Consider the following 18,054-nt stretch of genomic DNA (forward strand, 5'->3'; position numbering starts at 1 on the left):
CAGTCCTAGGTGAACTGCATTGTTCCCGTCATCGATGAAACCGCGTCGAGGAATTGCGTAACCAATTCAGGATCCTCGGTGCGCTGCCAGCCGAACGTCGTTGGCCGCTGGGCCCTGTCGTGCCAAAAATGGCCCGGTTCAGATTCGGGTCGGGTGGCGACCAGCCACACCGCAGTGTCTGCACCGTCTGCAGTATCGCGCAGCAGTGGGCGTGTCACCACTCGAAACACCGGTAATGCTCCGGCGACGCCGGGAGTCTCTACCCAGCCCGGGTGCATGCTCTCGACCCGAATGTCAGAACCCGAGAGCCTGTGCGCCCACGCTTCCGCGAGCGTCACCTGCATCCGCTTGGTTCGCGCGTACACCCGAACACCGTTGTAATCACCGGATTTCGATTCCATGTCGTCGACCGAAAGCGGAGATGTGTACATGCCTCCCGACGACATGAAGACGACCGAAGCGCCATGGGCAGCCCGCAGCAACGGCAAGAGTTTCTCGGTCATGAGGTGCGGTCCCAGGACGTGGCAAGCCAGCTGGGTTTCGTGACCCTGAGGCGTTTCGATGCGCTCTTTCGGCATCGCACCGGCGTTGTGAACCACCCCGTGGAGTTCTTCGATGCGACCGGAAAGGTCGTCGCACCAGGCCCGGACGGCGTCCAGATCGGATACATCGCAGACTTCTTCGACCACCATCGCCCCGGATACCGCGCGCCGGATCGCACCCGCCGAATGCCTGACCTTGTCGGGGTTTCGACCAAGCAGATGGACGGTCGCGTCGAGTTCGGCGAACGAGCGGGCGATGGCCTCACCTATCCCTGCCGTCGCACCGGTGACGACAACGCGCTTTCCGGCCATCGCCTTTGGCCGCGGGTCCGCCGGCCACCATGTCCGCCGCAAACGTGAACCGATCTTTGTGTAACCGAGTACGACGGAGCGGTCCAGCGCGTTGTCGAGAAGCCTGGCGAATCTCACCCGTAGCTAGTTATCCAACATGCGAACTGCGCAAACGTCGATCACACCTGGGCGACGTGTTCGTCGATCGGCGCGAGCACATCGATGACGTCGATCAATGTCGCGCGGGCGGTCGCGCGCGGACCGTCACCGTCGCCCACCAGCGCGGCGACCACCGCGCCGTCGACAGCACACACCAACGCCGTGAGCAGCTCCACGCGCACCGCCCGTCCGGATCGCTCGACGACCTCGACGACGGCGTCGGTGCGCTGCTGCAGGATGCGCCGTTCGATATCGCGCAGCCCCGGCTGGCGGGCGCAGGCGATGTAACGCTCGTATCGGGAGATCAACTGCTCGGTGACCCGCAGTCCGTTGGCCTCCCCGACGAGAAGGTCGACCAAGATGTCGGCCGTCGACTCCGCGCCGCGGCGCCGCCGCGACAGGGCGGACACCCGCACCTGAAGCTGTTCGGCCTCACGCGCGCCCGCGTATTCGACAGCCTTGGCGATCAAGTCCTCGAGCGATGAAAAGTAGTACGTCGTCGACGCCAGAGGCAGCCCGGCGCGACGAGCCACCGCACGGTGCCGCACTGCGTCGAACCCACCTTCGCACAGCAGGTCGGCAGCAGCGCTGACCAGCGCGTAGCGCCTTCTCTCCCCCTTCGGAGTGACCGCTGCTGTCACGTAAAGCATGCTGCCAGTCTGAAGGGCACGGCATCGGGCTTTCGGCCAATCATCAGCCTTTACTCAGACAAGTCCGCACTTCTGCTCACCGTGCCCACCGAAGCCGATCCGGCAGCCTGAGGCGCCGATGGCATGATGGCCGCCATGCCCGAACTGAGTCGACGCGCCCTTTTGCGCCTCGGTGTCGGCGCGGTGGCCGGGGCGGCGACTCTGCGCTTGTCGCCACCGGCGACCGCAGCCCCCGCCCCGACGTACGTTGACGGCTCGTTCGTCTCGGCGGCGCGCGGCGGCGTCTCGACGAACTGGGCGATCGCCCGTCCGCCGGGACAGACCACCCCGTTGCGCCCGATCATCGCGCTGCATGGCAAGGGCCAGGACGCCGCGGGTGTGATGGCCGGTGGTGTCGAAAACGGACTGGCGCAAGCGGTCGACGCCGGCATCCCGCCGGTCGCCGTGGTCGCGGTCGATGGCGGCGGTAGTTACTGGCACAAGCGGGCCTCCGGCGAGGACTCCGGTGCGATGGTGCTCACCGAGCTCATCCCGATGCTCGGCGAGCAGGGACTCGACACGTCACGCGTGGCATTCATGGGCTGGTCGATGGGCGGTTACGGCGCACTGCTGCTCGGCGCGCGCCTGGGTGCGGCACGCACCGCGGCGATCACCGCAGTCAGCCCCGCGTTGTGGACATCTTCGGGTGCCACTGCGCCGGGTGCGTTCGACGGTGCCGACGACTACGAGGCCAACAGCGTGTGGGGCCTGCCTGCGCTGAACTCGATTCCGATCCGGATCGACTGCGGCGACAGCGATCCCTTCTACTCGGCGACGAAGCAGTTCGTCGCCCAGTTGGCCAACCCGCCCGCGGGCGGCTTCTCCCCCGGCGGCCACGACGGCGCCTACTGGAGCTCGCAGTTGCCCGGCGAGGTGGCGTGGATGGCGCCCCTGCTCGTCGCCTGATCTAGACCGAGACGCGGCCCTGCGCCGCGGCCAGCCCGATATCGCCACGAAAGTGGCTGCCCGGCAAGCGAATCGACTTGATCAACGCATACGCGGCCTCACGCGCCGCAGACAGGTCGTCCGCGGTGCCGACCACCGACAGCACCCGGCCGCCCGACGATACGATCGCGCCGTCGTCCCGGCGCGTGGTGCCCGCGTGCAGCACCCCGTCGGCTTCCGACCCGGTGATGACATCACCGACCCGAGGCCGGCCGGGATAGTTCTCGGCGGCCAGCACGACCGTCACCGAGGCGCCACCGCGCCACACCAGCTGCGGCTGCTCGGCGAGCCTCCCCGTCGCAGCAGCGTACAGCAGCTGACCCAACGGCGTCTCCAGCAGTGCCAACACCGCTTGGGTCTCCGGATCGCCGAAGCGGCAATTGAATTCGACGACGGCGGGCCCGCGCGACGTGAGGGCCAACCCGGCGTACAGCAGGCCCGAAAAGCCATTGCCGCGCTTGACCAGTTCGGCGGCAACGGGTTTCACGATGTCATCGACGATCGCGGTGACCACACCGGCGGGCAGCCACGGTAGCGGTGCGTACGCGCCCATGCCGCCGGTGTTGGGTCCGGTGTCGCCGTCGCCGACACGCTTGAAGTCCTGGGCGGGGAGCAGCGGCACAACGGTTTCGCCGTCGACGACACAGAACAGTGAAACCTCGGGACCGTCGAGAAACGACTCGAGCAGCACCGGGTGTCCGGAGTCGAGCAGGCTGGCGGCATGTGCCCGCGCCGCATCGCGGTCGGCGGTCACCACGACACCCTTGCCGGCGGCCAGACCGTCGTCCTTGACGACCCAGGACGGGTCGCCGACCGCCGGGCCGAACCGGTCCAGGGCCGCGTCGAGATTGGCGGGGTTGTCGACGATCTCACTGGTCGCGGTGCGCACCCCCGCGGCGGCCATCACGTCCTTGGCGAACGACTTCGAGCCCTCGATGCGAGCGGCGTCCTTGGTGGGCCCGAAGCAGGCGATGCCCGCGCTGCGGACCGCGTCGGCCACACCGAGCACGAGCGGCACCTCGGGGCCGACGACCACCAGGTCGGAGCCGATGCGCTGGGCGAGCTGGACGACGGCCGCACCGGAGGTGATGTCGACGTCGTACTGGTCGGCGATGATCGCGGTGCCGGCGTTACCGGGCGCCACCGCAAGTTCCTCGACCTCGGGGTCTCGGCGCAGCGCAAGTAGCAACGCATGTTCACGGGCACCGGATCCGATCACCAGGACGCGCACAACCGCACACCTTAATGCCTCTCGCGGTGCAGACAGCGATCATCTCGGCCATACACTTGACTGCGCAGTGTATGGTCAAAGTATGACGCAGAGCACATGCCCCTTCGGCGCGGGCTTCGACTTCACCGACCCCGACGTCCTGCTGCAGGGCATCCCGGTCAACGAATTCGCCGAACTGCGCAAGACCTCGCCGGTGTGGTGGAACGACCAGCAGGAATCGATCTTCGATGACGGTGGCTACTGGGTGATCACCCGTCACGAGGACATCAAAGCGATCTCCCGTAACGGCGAGCTGTGGTCCACGAACCGCAAGGGCGCGGTGATGCGGCTGCCCGATGGCGTCACGAGCGAGCAACTCGACCTGACGAAGGCGCTGCTGATCAACCACGACGCCCCCGAGCACACCCGACTGCGCAAGATCGTGTCGCGGCTGTTCACCCCGCGCGCGGTCGCGGCACTCGAGGAGAAGCTCGCCGTCGCCGCACGTGACATCGTCCGCGCGGCGAAAGAGAAGGGCACCGGGGACTTCGTCGACGACATCGCGATGAGCCTGCCGCTGCTGGCGATCGCCGACCTGATCGGTGTGCCCGAGGCTGACCGCGAGAAGCTCTTTCACTGGACCAACTCGATCATGAACACCGACGATCCCGACTTCGACTCCGATCCGACGACCGCCAATGCCGAGCTGATGGGTTACGCCTACAACATGGCCGAAGAGCGACGGCGTTGTCCGGCAGACGACATCGTCACGCGCCTGATCGAGGCCGATATGGACGGCGAGGCACTTGGCGACGTCGAGTTCGCGTTCTTCGTCATCCTGCTGGCCGTCGCGGGCAACGAGACCACCCGCAACGCCATGACGCACGGCATCAACGCGTTCTTCGAGAACCCCGACCAATGGGAGCTGTTCAAGCGGGAGCGGCCGGAGACCACGGTTGACGAGATCATCCGCTGGGCGACGCCCGTGCACTGCTTCCAGCGAACGGCGTTGACGGACAACGAGATCGGCGGTGTGACCGTCCGCGAAGGGCAGCGAGTCGGGCTGTTCTACAGTTCGGCCAACTTCGACGAAGACGTCTTCGAGAACCCCTTCGAATTCAACATCCTGCGCAACCCGAACCCGCATCTGGCCTTCGGCGGCAACGGTGCACATTTCTGTATCGGCGCCAACCTGGCGCGCATGGAGATCAAGCTGATCTTCAACGAGCTCGCCGATCAGATTCCGAACATCGCCAAACTGGGTGAACCTCAACGGCTTAGGTCGGGTTGGATCAACGGGGTCAAGGCGTTGCCCGTCTCGTTCTGAAGCGCAGTACTATCCTCAGGATGCGCACCCACGGCTGGTCCGGATCGGCACCCGCCACCGACGAGGAGGCCATCAGCCGCATCCTCGACGCGGCGAGCAGGGCAATCGACGAGCGTGGTGCCGATTTCTCGATCAGCGACGTGGCCCGCACACTCGGCGTCACCCGCCAGACGGTGTACCGCTACTTCCCCAGCACCGACGCGCTGCTGATCGCCGCCGCCGTCCACGCGGCCAGTGGCTTCCTCGACCGGCTGGCAGCACATCTGCGCGGGATCACCGATCCGGCCGACGCCATCGCCGAGGCCGTCGCAACAGCGCTCGAATGGTTACCCGAGGACAAGCACATCGGCCTGCTCATCATGCCCGGCCAGCCCAGTCGCCACACGGAGTCGGTGACGTCGGACGTCGCGATGGATTTCGGCCATTCGCTGGTGCGCAGATTCGACGTCGACTGGACGGGCCTCGGGTACACCGACGCCGATCTCGCCGAACTGGTCGAGCATCTGCTGCGGATCATCCAGTCGTTCGTGATCGACCCGGGCAGACCGCCACGCCGGGGCGCTGAGTTGCGCCGGTACCTGCGGCGCTGGGTGGGCGGTGCTATACGACCGTCGGCCGAGCCGACAATCAAACAACCGTCAGCGGAAGCGACTTTCGCTCTTCGAACTCCCACGACGCTCCACCGCTGAACTTGCATACGGACACCTCGGGCAGTTCCTTTGCTGCGGTGTCCGTTTCGATCACCCGCACGGTCCAATCGGACTCGGTACCCGACACCTCGGCGCGCAAATGCGGATCGACCGCCTGGACGATCGCCTGCAGCGGCAGGTCAGCGACGGGCGAGACCAGCGAGATCCACGAACCGTCCTCGTGTGCCGGCGATTGGCGCACACGTACGAAGCCGGGATCGACGTCGGCCCACACGTAGGCAGCCGGATTGAACAGCGGATGCAACTCGAGCACCCGCAGTGCGCCCTTGACATCCGTGGCGATCTTCAGTCCCTTGTGAATTCGTTCCGCCGCGACGCCGGCGATGCCGATCAGCTGCTTGGTGCGGATCGACCGCGCGAGCGCCACATCGTCCTTGGCACGCTTCTCGACCGCGATCGTGAATGACTTCACCAGCAGGTGCATCTGCAGGCAAACCTCGTCGGCGATCCGGACCAGCGCCGACTTCGAGAACGCCCCGAAGTCGACATCGGCGAGCAGCTCTCCCGAATAGTCCGCCATGCCTTCGTCGTTCGGGTCGATCGGCGCGAGCTCGGTGTGGTGGGCGCGGGTGGCACCGACGATGTCCATCGCCGGGATGAAGGGAACCTCTGGGTAGGACTCGTCGATGATCACCGTCCACCGACAGTGCGGATGCTGGTCGGACGGTGTCCTCGGCGGCCGGTGGATCGGTCGAACCTGAGCCTTGCGGTTGGTGGCCAGGGCCGTCGCATCGAAGGTCGGGTCCTCGATGTCGTGGCACATGCCCTTGACGTAATCCTCGCCCATCGGCTCGACATCGAGCAGAGCGCCACAGTGATTGAGGTAGAACTCACCGTGCCAGCGGTCGTGCACCACGTAGCGGAAATCCATGAACTGCGGCGGCGCACCGATGTCGAGTTGCAGCCCCTTGAAGAGGGTGAATATGTCGACGCCCTCGTAGTTCAGCGCCTTCTGCATCCGCTTGGTGTAGAGGGGGCTGGACGCGGCCCACTCCTCGATGGCGATCTGCAGCATCTCCTCGCGTCCCCACGCGCTGATGCAGTGCGCCATTCCGGAGCGGTCGATGAGCTGACCGATCAACAACAGCTCCGGCACGAGGGTGGCCAGTTCCTCGCGCGACAGCGCTGCATACCTACTCATCATGGACCGAGCCCCCGGAGTGCATTCGTACCGCCGCGTTGACGTTCCCCTTCTTGTCCTCGCCCTGACCCCGTTCCGCGGCCTTCTTGCGCTTCTTGATCACCGAGGACACGACACCGTCGAGCTTGGACCCCAACGGGAATCCCAGGTAGTGCGTGAGAAAGACCGCCATCTCCTTGAGTTCGGTCTCCGTCATTTCGCCGTTGGCGAGCGCGGCGTTGGCCTGGATCTCGGCGAGGTCGGCGTTCCCGACGGCGGTCACTACGGTCAGCGTCATGATCCGTTTGTCCCGCATCGACAGTCCGGGGCGGTTCCAGATGGTGCCGAAGAGATGGTCGACGGTGAGGTCGAAGAATGGATCGCCCTCGATGTTCGGCATCTCCCAGCCGTACACCTCGTTCATCTTCTCGAGGCCTTTGCGGCGCAGTTCGTCCATACCGGTTACTCCTTCGCGTGCGGTACGCCGAGCCCGTCGGCCAGCGTATTCAATGCCACCTGGGCCAGGGGCAGGTCAACCCCGGTGGCGTCCCCGAGCCCGATCGCCAGCTTCAGGTCCTTCTCGCCCAGACCGCGGGTGTGAACGAACATGTCGTGAAGGAAGTGGTCCGAAGTGAGTGGCTTCATGTCATCCCGGAACATGATCGCACCGGGGCCGCCGCTCTGCGCGTCACTGTGGCGTACCACGCGGCCGAGCTTCTGAAGGTCGATACCCGCGGCCTCGGCCAGCTTCTGCGATTCACACGCGGCGGCAAAGCCGATGAACGTCAGCATGTTACGCGCCAGCTTCATCCGGGTGCCTGCGCCCGGTTCACCGGCACGCACCACCAGCGATGCCCATCGTTTGAAGACGGGTTTGACCATTTCGTACGCCTCGTCGTCGGCACCGACCATGACGGCCAACTCGCCTTTGTCCGCCGCGCCCGCACCGCCGCTGACCGGAGCGTCGACGACGTGAATCCCCTTGGGTTGCAGCTGCTCCGCCAGCTCGGCTGCGGTGCTGGGCTCGATGGTGGAGTGAATCGCGATGACGGTGCCGGGCTTGGCATGCGCGCCGAGTTCACCGACGACGTCGCGCACCTGTGCGTCGTTCAGGACGGTCACACTGATGACGTCTGCGGCAGCGACATCCGCCACGCTGTCGGCAAGTGAGGCGCCGAGCTCGGCCAGCGGCGTCATGGCCTCGGTGCGCACATCGAACACGATAAGTCCGCCCGGCCAATCGGCGAGCTTCTTGGCCATCGGGGCACCCTGGTTTCCGAGGCCGATGTAGCCGAGCTTCACGTCGCCACTCATCGAATGATCTGTCCGCCGTCGACGTTGAAGATCTGGCCGGTGATCCACTTGGCCTGATCAGACAGCAGGAACAGGCACATGCCGACGAGATCCTCGGGCTCGCCCATTCGCGACAGCGGGATGTTCTTGACGATCTCGGCGACCATCTCCTGCGGCGTGGTGGTGCGATTGGCCTCGGTGTCGATGGGGCCGGGAGCGATGGCGTTGACGCGGATGTTCTGTCCACCGAGTTCGGTCGCGAGCTGCTGTGTGAGGCCGTTGATGCCGACCTTGGCCAGGCCGTAGAAGTTGGAGTAAAGCCATGCCGCGGTGGAGGATTGGTTGACGATCGCGCCCCCGCCGCGTTTGGCCATCTTGCGGTACACCGCGCGGGTGCACACCAGCGCACCGTCGAGATTCACGCTCATGAACTTCTTGTAGTAGTCCCAGTCGACGGTGATGAGGAAGTCGAGCTTCATCCCGCCGAAGATCGCCGCATTGTTGACCAAGTAGTCGATGCCCTCGAACTCGGCGAGTGTCTGCGCGGCCATTTCCTTGGCGGAGTCCGGATCCGAGACATCGACCCGGACGGCGAGCGCGTTGCCGCCCTCACCCTTGATGCCGTCCGCGACCTTCTGTGCACCCTCGACGTTGATGTCGGCGACCACCACGGCCGCACCCTCACGGGCCAGCGCCTCGGCGTACGCCTGGCCGATACCGCCGCCGGCACCGGTGACGATCGCGACCTTCTCCTTGAACTGATCTCCGTAGAATCCCACGCGTGTCTCCTTAACTAGCCGCAGTCGCGATGGCTTTGATTTCCAGGTATTCCTCGAAACCGGCGAGCCCCATCTCACGGCCCAGGCCGGATTGCTTGTACCCGCCGAACGGCATGTCGGCGGAGTACCAGACGCCGCCATTGACATTGACCGTGCCGACCCGCAACCGTGCGGCGATGCCCGCCGCACGTTCCTCGTCCGCGGAGAACACCGTGCCCGACAGCCCGTAGGGCGAATCGTTGGCGATCCGCACGGCGTCGTCGTCGCCGTCATGGGCGATGACGGTGAGCACCGGCCCGAAGATCTCCTCACGCGCAACCTTGGCGTTGTTGTCCAGGCCTGCGATTACGGTGGGCTCGATGAAGAATCCCTTGTCGCGATCGGCGGGACGTCCACCGCCACAGGCGAATTTGCCACCCTCGGCAGTGGCCGAGTCGAGATAGCCCTGGATACGGTCGCGTTGACGTTCTGAGATCACCGGCCCGCAGATGGTGCCGGAATCGTTGGGGTCACCCGGGCGCAGTCCGGCCATAGTGGCCGCTGCGGCTTCGACGGCCTCGTCGTAGCGGGCCCGCGGCACCACGAGGCGAGTGGTGATCGCGCAACCCTGACCCGCATGCATCGACGCCGTGAACGCCGACATCGAGCAGGCACCGGCCAGGTCCGCATCGTCAAGGACCAAGAACGCCGACTTTCCGCCGAGTTCGAGGAACACCTTCTTCAGGGTCGGGGCACCGTCAGCCATCACCGCGCGGCCGGTGTTCGTCGATCCGGTGAACGAAACCATGTCCACCCGTGGGTCTTTCGACAGCAGCGCGCCGACACCATGGTCACTGGAAGTGACGATGTTGACCACGCCGGCCGGGATGTCGGTGTGCTCGAGGATCAGCTCGCCGAGGATGGCCGCGCTCCACGGAGTGTCTGGAGCGGGTTTGAGCACCACCGTGTTGCCGGCCGCCAGCGCGGGGCCGAGCTTGGCGAGGTTGATCTGGTTGGGGAAGTTCCACGGTGTGATGGCGCCGACGACGCCGATCGCCTCCCTGGCGATGGTCCGACGAGTCTTGATTCCCATCGGCTCGGCGATACCGAGATCGGTAGTCCATTGATAGCCCTCGGCGGTATCTGCACAGAAGGTCAAATCCTCGACGGGACCTTCGAGTTGGGCCATCGAGGTCAACATCCGCGGTGCGCCCACCTCGGAGATGGCGAGTTCCCTCAATTCTTCGGCGCGATCGCGCATCGCCTGCTGGAGTTGGCGGATACCGCGCACCCGCAGCTCGGTGTCGGTCGACCATTCGGTCTCGTCGAACGCGCGCCGCGCCGCCTCGATCGCCCGACCCATGTCGTCGGTGCTCGCGTCGGCGGCGACTCCGAGCACCTCCTCGGTCGCCGGGTTGATGGTCTGGAACGTGCCCCCGCTGCCGGCGACAAGTTCGCCGTCGATGAGCAAACGACTCTCGCGATCGGCGAGGATTCCCATCCGAACTCCTGTGTTCGTACTACTGGACAACTGTCCGACTATCTTACGACGAACCTTAGCTGCACTGTACGGAGAGAAGCAAGGGCACCCGACTTCACCTGTGTACTTGCCTCAGACTGACCACATCCGATAAGTTGGACATGTGTCCAGTGATCCCGTGGTTGTGGTCACGCAGCCGCCTCCCCCTCAGCCTGGGGAGACGCCGCGCAACCGCCGCCAGGAGGAGACCTTCAACAAGGTGCTCGCTGCCGGCGTCGAGATGCTGCGCGAGTCGTCCTATGCGGATCTGACAGTGCGCGCGGTGGCGGCGCGGGCCAAGGTCGCGCCCGCGACCGCCTACACCTACTTCTCATCGAAGAACCACTTGATCGCCGAGGTGTATCTGAACCTGATCCGACAGGTGCCCTACTTCACCGACGTCAACGACAGCCGGGTCGCCCGTGTCGAGAAGACGCTGCGCAGCATGGCGCTGACCGTCGCCGACGAGCCGGAGGTGGCCGCCGCGTGCACCACCGCGCTGCTGAGCGGAAACGACGAGGCGGTGCGCGCGGTCCGCGATCGCATCGGTGCAGAGATCCACCGTCGCATCCGTTCGGCCGTCGGCCCGGATGCGGACCCGCGCACGCTTGCCGCGTTGGAGATGACGTTCTTCGGCGCGTTGGTCAATGCCGGCAGCGGCGCGTTCACCTATCACCAGATCGCCGACCGGCTCAGCTACGTGGTCGGCCTCATCATCGGGGACGACTCGTGACATTTAAGAGCGTTGAGACGAGCGATCTGCTCCTCGACCCGTACGACTACGACTTCCACGAAGACCCGTATCCGTACTACAAGCGGCTACGCGACGAAGCTCCGCTCTATCACAACCCCGACTTGGGCTTCTGGGCGTTGTCGCGGCACGCCGACGTGCTGGCCGGATTCCGCAACAGCACCACGCTCTCCAACAAGTTCGGGGTGTCGTTGGATCCCGCGTCGCGCGGTCCACACGCGTCTAAGACCATGTCGTTTCTGGCGATGGACGATCCGGCGCACTTACGGCTGCGCACCCTGGTGTCCAAGGGCTTCACGCCGCGTCGCATCCGGGAGCTGGAACCGCGGGTCACCGAGATCGCGACCCAGCATCTCGACACGATGCTGGAGAAGGCGCGCTCCTCTCCTTCGGAGACCGTCGATTACGTCAACGAATTCGCGGGCAAGCTCCCGATGGACGTCATTTCCGAGCTGATGGGCGTGCCCGTCGAGGACCGCGATGAGGTTCGGGCGTGGGCCGACGGTGTAATGCACCGCGACGAAGGCGTGACCGACGTGCCGCCCGCAGCCATCGAGGCGTCGCTCAACCTGATCGTCTACTACCAGGAGATGGTCGCCCAGCGCCGCAGCCAGCTCACCGACGATCTGACGTCGGCTTTGCTCGAGGCGGAGATCGACGGCGACCGCCTCACCGACGACGAGATCCTCGGTTTCATGTTCCTGATGGTGATCGCCGGCAACGAGACGACCACCAAACTGCTTGCCAACGCGGCGTTCTGGGGCCACAAGAACCCCGATCAGCTGGCGCCGATCTACACCGATCTCGACCGCATACCGCTGTGGGTCGAAGAGACGCTTCGATACGACACCTCGAGCCAGATACTGGCCCGCACCGTCGAGGGCGAACTGACGATCTACGACACGACCATCCCCGACGGTGACGTGCTGCTGCTGCTTCCCGGCTCCGCCCACCGCGACGAGCGCGCCTTCGAGAACCCCGACGACTTCATCGTCGGCCGCGAGATCGGGGCCAAACTCCAGAGCTTCGGCAGCGGTGCCCACTTCTGCCTCGGTGCACACCTCGCCAGGATGGAAGCCCGAGTCGCGCTGACCGAAATGTTCAAGCGAATCCGCGGATTCGAAGTCGACGAGGCCAACGCCGTCCGCGTCCACTCCAGCAATGTCCGCGGGTTCGCCCACCTACCCATGACCCTCGAGATCAACTGAAGGCCAACAGGATGCCACGTTTTGCACCACTTCCCGACCGCCGACCGGTCATCGTCGCAGGAGCGTCGGCGGGCATCGGTGAAGCCACCGCGATCGAGCTGGCGTCGCGCGGCTTCCCCGTCGCGCTCGGCGCCCGTCGGGTGGAGAAGCTCCACGACCTCGTCGGCAAGATCAACGCCGAAGGCGGTGAGGCCGTGGGCTTCCACCTCGACGTCACCGACCCCAACTCGGTGAAATCGTTCGTAGCCAACGCCGTTGATGCACTCGGCGAGATCGAGGTACTGGTCGCGGGCGCCGGCGACACCTACTTCGGCAAGCTGGCCGAGATCAGCACCGACGAATTCGACTCGCAGCTGCAGATTCATCTCATCGGAGCCAACCGGTTGGCGACGGCGGTGCTGCCGGGCATGCTCGAACGTCAGCGCGGCGACCTGATCTTCGTCGGCTCCGACGTCGCACTGCGCCAGCGCCCCCACATGGGCGCCTACGGGGCGGCCAAGGCTGCGCTGGTCGCGATGGTGACGAACTTCCAGATGGAGCTCGAGGGCACCGGTGTCCGCGCGTCGATCGTGCATCCGGGACCGACCAAGACAAGCATGGGCTGGAGCCTGCCTGCCGAGAAGATCGGTCCAGCACTTGAGGATTGGGCGAAGTGGGGGCAGGCCAGACACGACTACTTCCTACGGGCTTCCGATCTCGCGCGGGCGATCACCTTCGTCGCAGAGACGCCGCGCGGCGGCTTCATCGCGAGCATGGAACTTCAGCCCGAAGCCCCGTTGGCCAACGCACCGGCAGAGCGTCAGAAGCTGGTCTTGAACGAGGAGAACTTGAACACATGACCACGGCAAGTGTGCCCCGAGTCTCCGGCGGCGAGGAAGAACACGGACACCTCGAAGAGTTCCGCACCGACCCGATCGGCCTGATGAAGCGCATCCGCGAGGAATGCGGCGACGTCGGCTGGTTCCAGTTGGTGGACAAGCACGTCATCTTCCTGTCCGGCGCCGAGGCCAACGAGTTCTTCTTCCGGTCCGCCGACGAGGATCTCGACCAGGCCGAGGCCTACCCGTTCATGACGCCGATCTTCGGCAAGGGCGTGGTCTTCGACGCCAGCCCGGAACGTCGCAAGGAGATGCTGCACAACTCGGCGCTTCGTGGCGAGCAGATGAAAGGCCACGCCGCGACCATCGAGCGTCAGGTCAAGGGGATGATCGCCGACTGGGGCGACGAAGGCGAGATCGACTTGCTCGACTTCTTCGCCGAGCTGACCATCTACACCTCGACAGCATGTTTGATCGGCGAGAAGTTCCGCAACCAGCTCGACCACCGCTTCGCGGAGTACTACCACGACCTGGAACGCGGCACCGACCCGCTGTGCTACGTCGACCCCTACCTGGACATCGAGAGCTTCCGGCTACGCGACGAGTCGCGCGTGAAACTTGTTGCGCTGGTGCAGGAGATCATGAATCAGCGGCTGGCCAACCCTCCCGAGGACAAGGCCGACCGCGACATGCTCGACGTGCTCGTGTCGATCAAAGACGAAGAGGGCAACCCGCGGTTCGCCGCCGACGAGGTCACCGGCATGTTCATCTCGCTGATGTTCGCCGGGCACCACACCAGCTCGGGCACCTCTGCGTGGACGCTCATCGAGTTGATCCGCCACCCCGAGATCTACGCCGAGGTGTGCAAGGAACTTGACGAGCTCTACTCCGACGGCCAGGAGGTGAGTTTCCATGCACTGCGCCAGATTCCGAAGCTGGACAACGTCGTCAAAGAGACGCTGCGCCTGCATCCGCCGCTGATCATCCTGATGCGCGTCGCGCAGGGTGAGTTCGAGGTCAAGGGCTTCCCGATTCACAAGGGTGATTTCGTGGCGGCTTCCCCGGCGATTTCCAACCGAATCCCTGAGGATTTCCCGGATCCAGACGAATTCAATCCGGACCGCTACAACAAGCCCGAGCAGGCCGACATCGTCAACCGATGGACGTGGATTCCGTTCGGCGCGGGCCGACACCGTTGCGTCGGTGCGGCATTCGCGCAGATGCAGATCAAGGCGATCTTCTCGGTGTTGTTGCGCGAGTACGAGTTCGAGATGGCTCAGCCGGCCGATAGCTATCGCAACGATCACTCCAAGATGGTCGTCCAGCTGGCCCGGCCCGCGAAGGCCAGGTATCGCAGGCGCAAGGGATAGGCGCACGCATGGCCTCCTACCGAATCGAAGTCGACCTGGACCTGTGCCAGGGCCACGCCATGTGCGAACTGGAGGCGCCCGACGTCTTCACGGTTCCCAAACGCGGCAAGGTCGAAATCCTCGATACCGAACCGCCCGACGACGTCCGCGAGGAAGTGCAGAACGCGGTCGATATGTGCCCCACCCAAGCCCTGTTCATCAAAGAGAAAGAAGACTGACAATGGCGTCACGTGAAGAACTCGACGACTGGGTAGCCCGGTGGCTCAAGGCCAATCAGGACTGCGAAAAGGCAGGCGACTGGAAGCCCCTCGCCGACTTCTATACCGACGACGCGACCTACGGCTGGAACATCGGGCCGAAGGAAGACGTGATGTGTATCGGTAAGGACGAGATTCGCGACGTCGCACTCGGCCTCGAGATGGAGGGCCTGGAGAACTGGGTGTACGAGTACCAGAAGGTGCTCGTAGACGAGAAGCAGAACGAGATCGTCGGGTTCTGGAAGCAAATCGTGAACAAGTCTGACGGCACGCAGGACGAGATTTACGGCATCGGCGGCAGCTGGTTCCGGCTCGACAGCAACCTCATGATCGAGTGGCAGCGCGACTTCTTCGACTTCGGTCACGTCGCCTATATGTTTGGCAAGCTCATCGAATCCGGCGACCTCAGCGACGGGATGCAGAAGCGTATCGAGCGATCCATGGCGGGCGAGAAGCTGCCTGGCTACTACCCTCTCGGCCAGGCTCCAGCAAAAATCTGGTAGCTCCCGGCCAAGCGGTTGCTTGGGGGCGCGTGTGACGCACCTAACTAATGGCTCTAGTCTGGCCTCACAGGCTCTAACGGAAGGCGTACGGATGAAGACAAAGGGCGCTCTCATCTATGAGTTCAACCAGCCGTGGTCGATCGAAGAGATCGAGATCGGCGACCCCGTCAAGGACGAGGTCAAGATTCAGATGGAAGCGTCGGGGATGTGCCACTCCGACCACCACCTGGTCACCGGCGATATCCCGATGGCCGGATTCCCCGTGCTGGGCGGCCACGAGGGCGCAGGCATCGTCACCGAGGTCGGCCCCGGCGTCGAGAACGTCGCCGTCGGCGATCACGTGGTGCTCTCCTTCATCCCCTCGTGTGGTGAGTGTTCGACCTGTCAAAGCGGCCAGCGCAACCTGTGCGACCTGGGTGCGCTGCTGCTCACGGGGACCGCGGTGTCCGACGGCACCAACCGGGTGCATACCGCCGACGGCAAGCCGGTCATCCCGATGACCCTGCTCGGCACCTTCAGCCCGTACATGGTCGTGCACAAGAGCTCGGTCGTGAAGATCGATCCGTCCATCCCGTTCGAGGTGGCCTGCCTCGTCGGCTGTGGAGTGACCACCGGCTACGGCTCGGCCACCCGCAGCGCGGATATCCGTCCGGGTGAGGACGTGGCCATCTTCGGAATCGGCGGCGTCGGCATGGGCGCATTGCAGGGTGCGGTGAACGCGGGCGCACGCAACATCTTCGCGATCGATCCGGTCGAGTGGAAACGCGACCAGGCGCTGAAGTTCGGTGCGACGCATGTCTACCCGGACGTCTTCTCCGCAATGGCCGGCATCGCCGAGGTCACCGCAGGCGGCATGGCGCGCAAGACGATCATCACGACCGGTGAGCTCAAGGGCGAGGACATCGACAACTACCTCAACTGCACCTCCAAGGGTGGCACCTGCGTGGTGACGGCAGTCGCCAACATGGCCGAGATGGATGTGAAGCTGAACCTGGCCTTGCTGACTCTGATGCAGAAGAGGCTGCAGGGCACCATCTTCGGTGGCGGCAACCCGCACTACGACATTCCGCAGCTGCTGTCGATGTACAAGGCGGGCAAACTCAACCTCGACGACATGGTCACCCGGCAGTACAAGCTGGAGCAGATCAACGACGGCTATCAGGACATGCTGCAGGGCCGCAACATCCGCGGCGTCATCCGGTACACCGACGAAGACCGGTAATCGCCATGTCCGACAGCACGATTGACACAGTCGAGAAATCGCCGGTCGTCACCGCGTCCGAGTCGTCGTGGCGATGCGTGCAGGCAGGCGACAAGGACGGCTGGCTGGCGTTGATGACCGACGACATCGTCATCGAAGACCCGATTGGTCCTTCGGTGACGAATCCCGACGGCAACGGTGTGCGCGGCAAGGCGGCGGTCGGCGAGTTCTTCGACACCAACATCGGACCGAACAAGCTGACCGTCACCCGCGAGGCGACGTTCCCGTCCAGCTCTCCGAACGAGATCGCGTACATCCTGGTGCTGCGCACCCTGTTCCCGAACGGCTTCACCGCCACCGTGCGCGGCGTGTTCACCTATAAGGTCGACGATGCCGGGCTGATCACCAACCTGCGCGGGTACTGGAACATGGACGCGATGGAATTCGGGCAGGAGGAAGGCGGCGATTAGCCGTCCCCTTGCCGGCCGCGGCGCCGTCGTCGTCGGCGGCACCCGCGGCATCGGGCTCGCCGTGGCGCAACTGCTCGCCGAACAGGGCGCCGGAGTGGTGCTCAACGGGCGCGACCCCGATACCGCGAAACAGGCCGCCGAAGGCATACCCGGTGCGGTGGCTCATCCCGGCTCACCCGCCAACCCTGAGGTCGCCGATGTACTGATCGACAGGTGCGTCGACGAGTTCGGCAGCATTGACATCCTGGTGAACTGCGCGGGCACACCGGGATTGGCCGCCGAGTCGATTCTGCGCGTCACCAGCGAGCTGTTCCGTGATCTCATCGACGCGCACCTGATGACCACGTTCGAGACCTGCCGGGCCGCGGCGCCGAAAATGGTCGCCAACGGTGGTGGTTCGATCATCAACACGAGTTCGTTCGCCTACCTCGGTGACTACGGCGGCACCGGCTATCCGGCGGGCAAGGGCGGCGTCAACGGGCTGACGTTGGCGATCGCCGCGGAGCTGAGGGAACACGGTGTGCGAGCGAATGTGGTGTGCCCCGGCGCGAAGACGCGGCTGTCGACGGGCGGGGAGTACGAATCCCACATCGCCGAACTGAACCGTCGCGGCCTGTTGGACGACGTCAGCACGCAGGCCGCGCTGGACGCGCCCCCGGCCGAGTACGCCGCACCGGCCTACGCCTATCTCGCCGGTGATCTCGCCAAGGATGTGACGGGCCAGATCTTCATCGCCGCAGGCGGTTTCATCGGACGTTTCGACCGTCAGACACCGGCGATCATCGGTTACCGCGACCACAGTGACTCGCCGCCATGGTCAATGGCAGAGCTTCACCAGATGCTGCGAGACAGCTAGAACGGCGGAGGACGATTCCGTTCGGCGACAAATGGGTCGTTGAGTCGGCGTTCGGCT

The 18,054-nt window shown here is 64.9% G+C and carries 20 protein-coding genes; 12 read left to right on the plus strand and 8 right to left on the minus strand.

Going from position 1 to position 18,054, the window contains the following annotated elements:
* Positions 1 to 5: 5 nt before the first annotated feature.
* Positions 6 to 971 (minus strand): SDR family NAD(P)-dependent oxidoreductase, encoded by a 966-nt coding sequence (locus tag G6N36_RS17920; RefSeq protein ID WP_163688220.1) that lies wholly within the window; start codon positions 969 to 971, stop codon positions 6 to 8.
* 41 nt (positions 972 to 1,012) lie between these two features.
* On the minus strand, positions 1,013 to 1,642 hold the full coding sequence (locus G6N36_RS17925; RefSeq protein WP_083127427.1) for a TetR/AcrR family transcriptional regulator: 630 nt from the start codon (positions 1,640 to 1,642) through the stop codon (positions 1,013 to 1,015).
* 123 nt (positions 1,643 to 1,765) lie between these two features.
* Here G6N36_RS17925 and G6N36_RS17930 point away from each other — a divergent pair, with 123 nt between their 5' ends.
* Positions 1,766 to 2,587 carry an alpha/beta hydrolase gene (locus G6N36_RS17930; protein ID WP_179964809.1) on the plus strand — a complete coding sequence of 274 codons (822 nt, stop codon included), beginning with the start codon at positions 1,766 to 1,768 and terminating at the stop codon, positions 2,585 to 2,587.
* Position 2,588: 1 nt separating this feature from the next.
* On the opposite strand, the gene purD is transcribed toward G6N36_RS17930, so the two are convergent.
* Positions 2,589 to 3,857, minus strand: a complete 1,269-nt coding sequence (purD, locus tag G6N36_RS17935; RefSeq protein WP_163688222.1) for a phosphoribosylamine--glycine ligase — start codon at positions 3,855 to 3,857, stop codon at positions 2,589 to 2,591.
* 82 nt (positions 3,858 to 3,939) lie between these two features.
* On the opposite strand from purD, the gene G6N36_RS17940 reads away from it, so the two are divergent.
* Both G6N36_RS17940 and G6N36_RS17945 read left to right on the plus strand, forming a co-directional pair.
* Positions 3,940 to 5,163 carry a cytochrome P450 gene (locus G6N36_RS17940; protein WP_163688224.1) on the plus strand — a complete coding sequence of 408 codons (1,224 nt, stop codon included), beginning with the start codon at positions 3,940 to 3,942 and terminating at the stop codon, positions 5,161 to 5,163.
* A gap of 20 nt (positions 5,164 to 5,183) precedes the next feature.
* Entirely contained in the window at positions 5,184 to 5,852 is a 669-nt protein-coding gene (locus G6N36_RS17945) for a TetR/AcrR family transcriptional regulator (RefSeq protein ID WP_163688226.1), read from the plus strand.
* Here the strand turns inward: G6N36_RS17945 and G6N36_RS17950 are convergent.
* From G6N36_RS17950 to G6N36_RS17970, 5 genes are read right to left on the minus strand one after another with little or no spacing between them, the layout of a single operon-like run.
* On the minus strand, positions 5,791 to 7,017 hold the full coding sequence (locus G6N36_RS17950; RefSeq protein ID WP_163688228.1) for a hypothetical protein: 1,227 nt from the start codon (positions 7,015 to 7,017) through the stop codon (positions 5,791 to 5,793). The genes G6N36_RS17945 and G6N36_RS17950 overlap by 62 nt on opposite strands.
* Complete coding sequence (locus tag G6N36_RS17955; protein WP_163688230.1) at positions 7,007 to 7,450, minus strand: carboxymuconolactone decarboxylase family protein; 444 nt, start codon at positions 7,448 to 7,450, stop codon at positions 7,007 to 7,009. Before G6N36_RS17955 ends, G6N36_RS17950 begins: the two co-directional genes overlap by 11 nt.
* 5 nt (positions 7,451 to 7,455) lie before the next feature.
* Positions 7,456 to 8,307, minus strand: coding sequence for an NAD(P)-dependent oxidoreductase (locus G6N36_RS17960; RefSeq protein ID WP_163688232.1), 852 nt, complete (start codon positions 8,305 to 8,307; stop codon positions 7,456 to 7,458).
* Entirely contained in the window at positions 8,304 to 9,065 is a 762-nt protein-coding gene (locus tag G6N36_RS17965; protein WP_163688234.1) for an SDR family oxidoreductase, read from the minus strand. Before G6N36_RS17965 ends, G6N36_RS17960 begins: the two co-directional genes overlap by 4 nt.
* A 10-nt stretch (positions 9,066 to 9,075) precedes the next feature.
* On the minus strand, positions 9,076 to 10,545 hold the full coding sequence (locus tag G6N36_RS17970) for an aldehyde dehydrogenase (RefSeq protein WP_163688236.1): 1,470 nt from the start codon (positions 10,543 to 10,545) through the stop codon (positions 9,076 to 9,078).
* Positions 10,546 to 10,687: 142 nt separating this feature from the next.
* Between G6N36_RS17970 and G6N36_RS17975 the strand changes: the two genes are divergently transcribed.
* From G6N36_RS17975 to G6N36_RS18015, 9 genes are all read left to right on the plus strand, one after another.
* Positions 10,688 to 11,296 (plus strand): TetR family transcriptional regulator, encoded by a 609-nt coding sequence (locus G6N36_RS17975; protein WP_163688238.1) that lies wholly within the window; start codon positions 10,688 to 10,690, stop codon positions 11,294 to 11,296.
* Positions 11,293 to 12,522 (plus strand): cytochrome P450, encoded by a 1,230-nt coding sequence (locus G6N36_RS17980; protein WP_163688240.1) that lies wholly within the window; start codon positions 11,293 to 11,295, stop codon positions 12,520 to 12,522. The genes G6N36_RS17975 and G6N36_RS17980 overlap by 4 nt, the downstream gene beginning before the upstream one ends.
* An 11-nt stretch (positions 12,523 to 12,533) precedes the next feature.
* On the plus strand, positions 12,534 to 13,361 hold the full coding sequence (locus G6N36_RS17985; RefSeq protein WP_163688242.1) for an SDR family oxidoreductase: 828 nt from the start codon (positions 12,534 to 12,536) through the stop codon (positions 13,359 to 13,361).
* A complete protein-coding gene (locus G6N36_RS17990; RefSeq protein ID WP_163688244.1) occupies positions 13,358 to 14,710 on the plus strand; it encodes a lanosterol 14-alpha demethylase in 1,353 nt (450 codons plus the stop codon). The genes G6N36_RS17985 and G6N36_RS17990 overlap by 4 nt, the downstream gene beginning before the upstream one ends.
* A gap of 8 nt (positions 14,711 to 14,718) precedes the next feature.
* The gene (locus tag G6N36_RS17995; RefSeq protein ID WP_163688246.1) at positions 14,719 to 14,928 is read left to right on the plus strand and encodes a ferredoxin; all 210 of its coding nucleotides are present in this window, start codon (positions 14,719 to 14,721) and stop codon (positions 14,926 to 14,928) included.
* 2 nt (positions 14,929 to 14,930) lie between these two features.
* On the plus strand, positions 14,931 to 15,470 hold the full coding sequence (locus G6N36_RS18000) for a nuclear transport factor 2-like protein (protein WP_163688248.1): 540 nt from the start codon (positions 14,931 to 14,933) through the stop codon (positions 15,468 to 15,470).
* Between the two features lie 91 nt (positions 15,471 to 15,561).
* Entirely contained in the window at positions 15,562 to 16,692 is a 1,131-nt protein-coding gene (locus G6N36_RS18005) for an NDMA-dependent alcohol dehydrogenase (protein WP_163688250.1), read from the plus strand.
* A 5-nt stretch (positions 16,693 to 16,697) separates the two neighbouring features.
* The gene (locus tag G6N36_RS18010; RefSeq protein WP_163688252.1) at positions 16,698 to 17,141 is read left to right on the plus strand and encodes a nuclear transport factor 2 family protein; all 444 of its coding nucleotides are present in this window, start codon (positions 16,698 to 16,700) and stop codon (positions 17,139 to 17,141) included.
* Positions 17,137 to 17,997, plus strand: a complete 861-nt coding sequence (locus tag G6N36_RS18015) for an SDR family NAD(P)-dependent oxidoreductase (protein ID WP_163690741.1) — start codon at positions 17,137 to 17,139, stop codon at positions 17,995 to 17,997. Before G6N36_RS18010 ends, G6N36_RS18015 begins: the two co-directional genes overlap by 5 nt.
* Positions 17,998 to 18,054: the final 57 nt, after the last annotated feature.

The organism is Mycolicibacterium gadium (genome assembly GCF_010728925.1).
GTDB classification, from domain to species: Bacteria; Actinomycetota; Actinomycetes; order Mycobacteriales; family Mycobacteriaceae; genus Mycobacterium; species Mycobacterium gadium.

Excerpts from the sequence above, each read along its gene's own strand:
- G6N36_RS17970 (WP_163688236.1), bottom strand. The coding sequence starts at position 10,545 with ATGGGAATCCTCGCCGATCGCGAGAGTCGTTTGCTCATCGACGGCGAA.
- G6N36_RS17985 (WP_163688242.1), top strand. The coding sequence starts at position 12,534 with ATGCCACGTTTTGCACCACTTCCCGACCGCCGACCGGTCATCGTCGCA.
- G6N36_RS18000 (WP_163688248.1), top strand. The coding sequence starts at position 14,931 with ATGGCGTCACGTGAAGAACTCGACGACTGGGTAGCCCGGTGGCTCAAG.
- G6N36_RS17990 (WP_163688244.1), top strand. The coding sequence starts at position 13,358 with ATGACCACGGCAAGTGTGCCCCGAGTCTCCGGCGGCGAGGAAGAACAC.
- G6N36_RS17945 (WP_163688226.1), top strand. The coding sequence starts at position 5,184 with ATGCGCACCCACGGCTGGTCCGGATCGGCACCCGCCACCGACGAGGAG.
- G6N36_RS17925 (WP_083127427.1), bottom strand. The coding sequence starts at position 1,642 with ATGCTTTACGTGACAGCAGCGGTCACTCCGAAGGGGGAGAGAAGGCGC.
- G6N36_RS18010 (WP_163688252.1), top strand. The coding sequence starts at position 16,698 with ATGTCCGACAGCACGATTGACACAGTCGAGAAATCGCCGGTCGTCACC.
- G6N36_RS17950 (WP_163688228.1), bottom strand. The coding sequence starts at position 7,017 with ATGATGAGTAGGTATGCAGCGCTGTCGCGCGAGGAACTGGCCACCCTC.
- G6N36_RS18005 (WP_163688250.1), top strand. The coding sequence starts at position 15,562 with ATGAAGACAAAGGGCGCTCTCATCTATGAGTTCAACCAGCCGTGGTCG.
- G6N36_RS17955 (WP_163688230.1), bottom strand. The coding sequence starts at position 7,450 with ATGGACGAACTGCGCCGCAAAGGCCTCGAGAAGATGAACGAGGTGTAC.
- G6N36_RS17930 (WP_179964809.1), top strand. The coding sequence starts at position 1,766 with ATGATGGCCGCCATGCCCGAACTGAGTCGACGCGCCCTTTTGCGCCTC.
- G6N36_RS17995 (WP_163688246.1), top strand. The coding sequence starts at position 14,719 with ATGGCCTCCTACCGAATCGAAGTCGACCTGGACCTGTGCCAGGGCCAC.
- G6N36_RS17960 (WP_163688232.1), bottom strand. The coding sequence starts at position 8,307 with ATGAGTGGCGACGTGAAGCTCGGCTACATCGGCCTCGGAAACCAGGGT.
- G6N36_RS17940 (WP_163688224.1), top strand. The coding sequence starts at position 3,940 with ATGACGCAGAGCACATGCCCCTTCGGCGCGGGCTTCGACTTCACCGAC.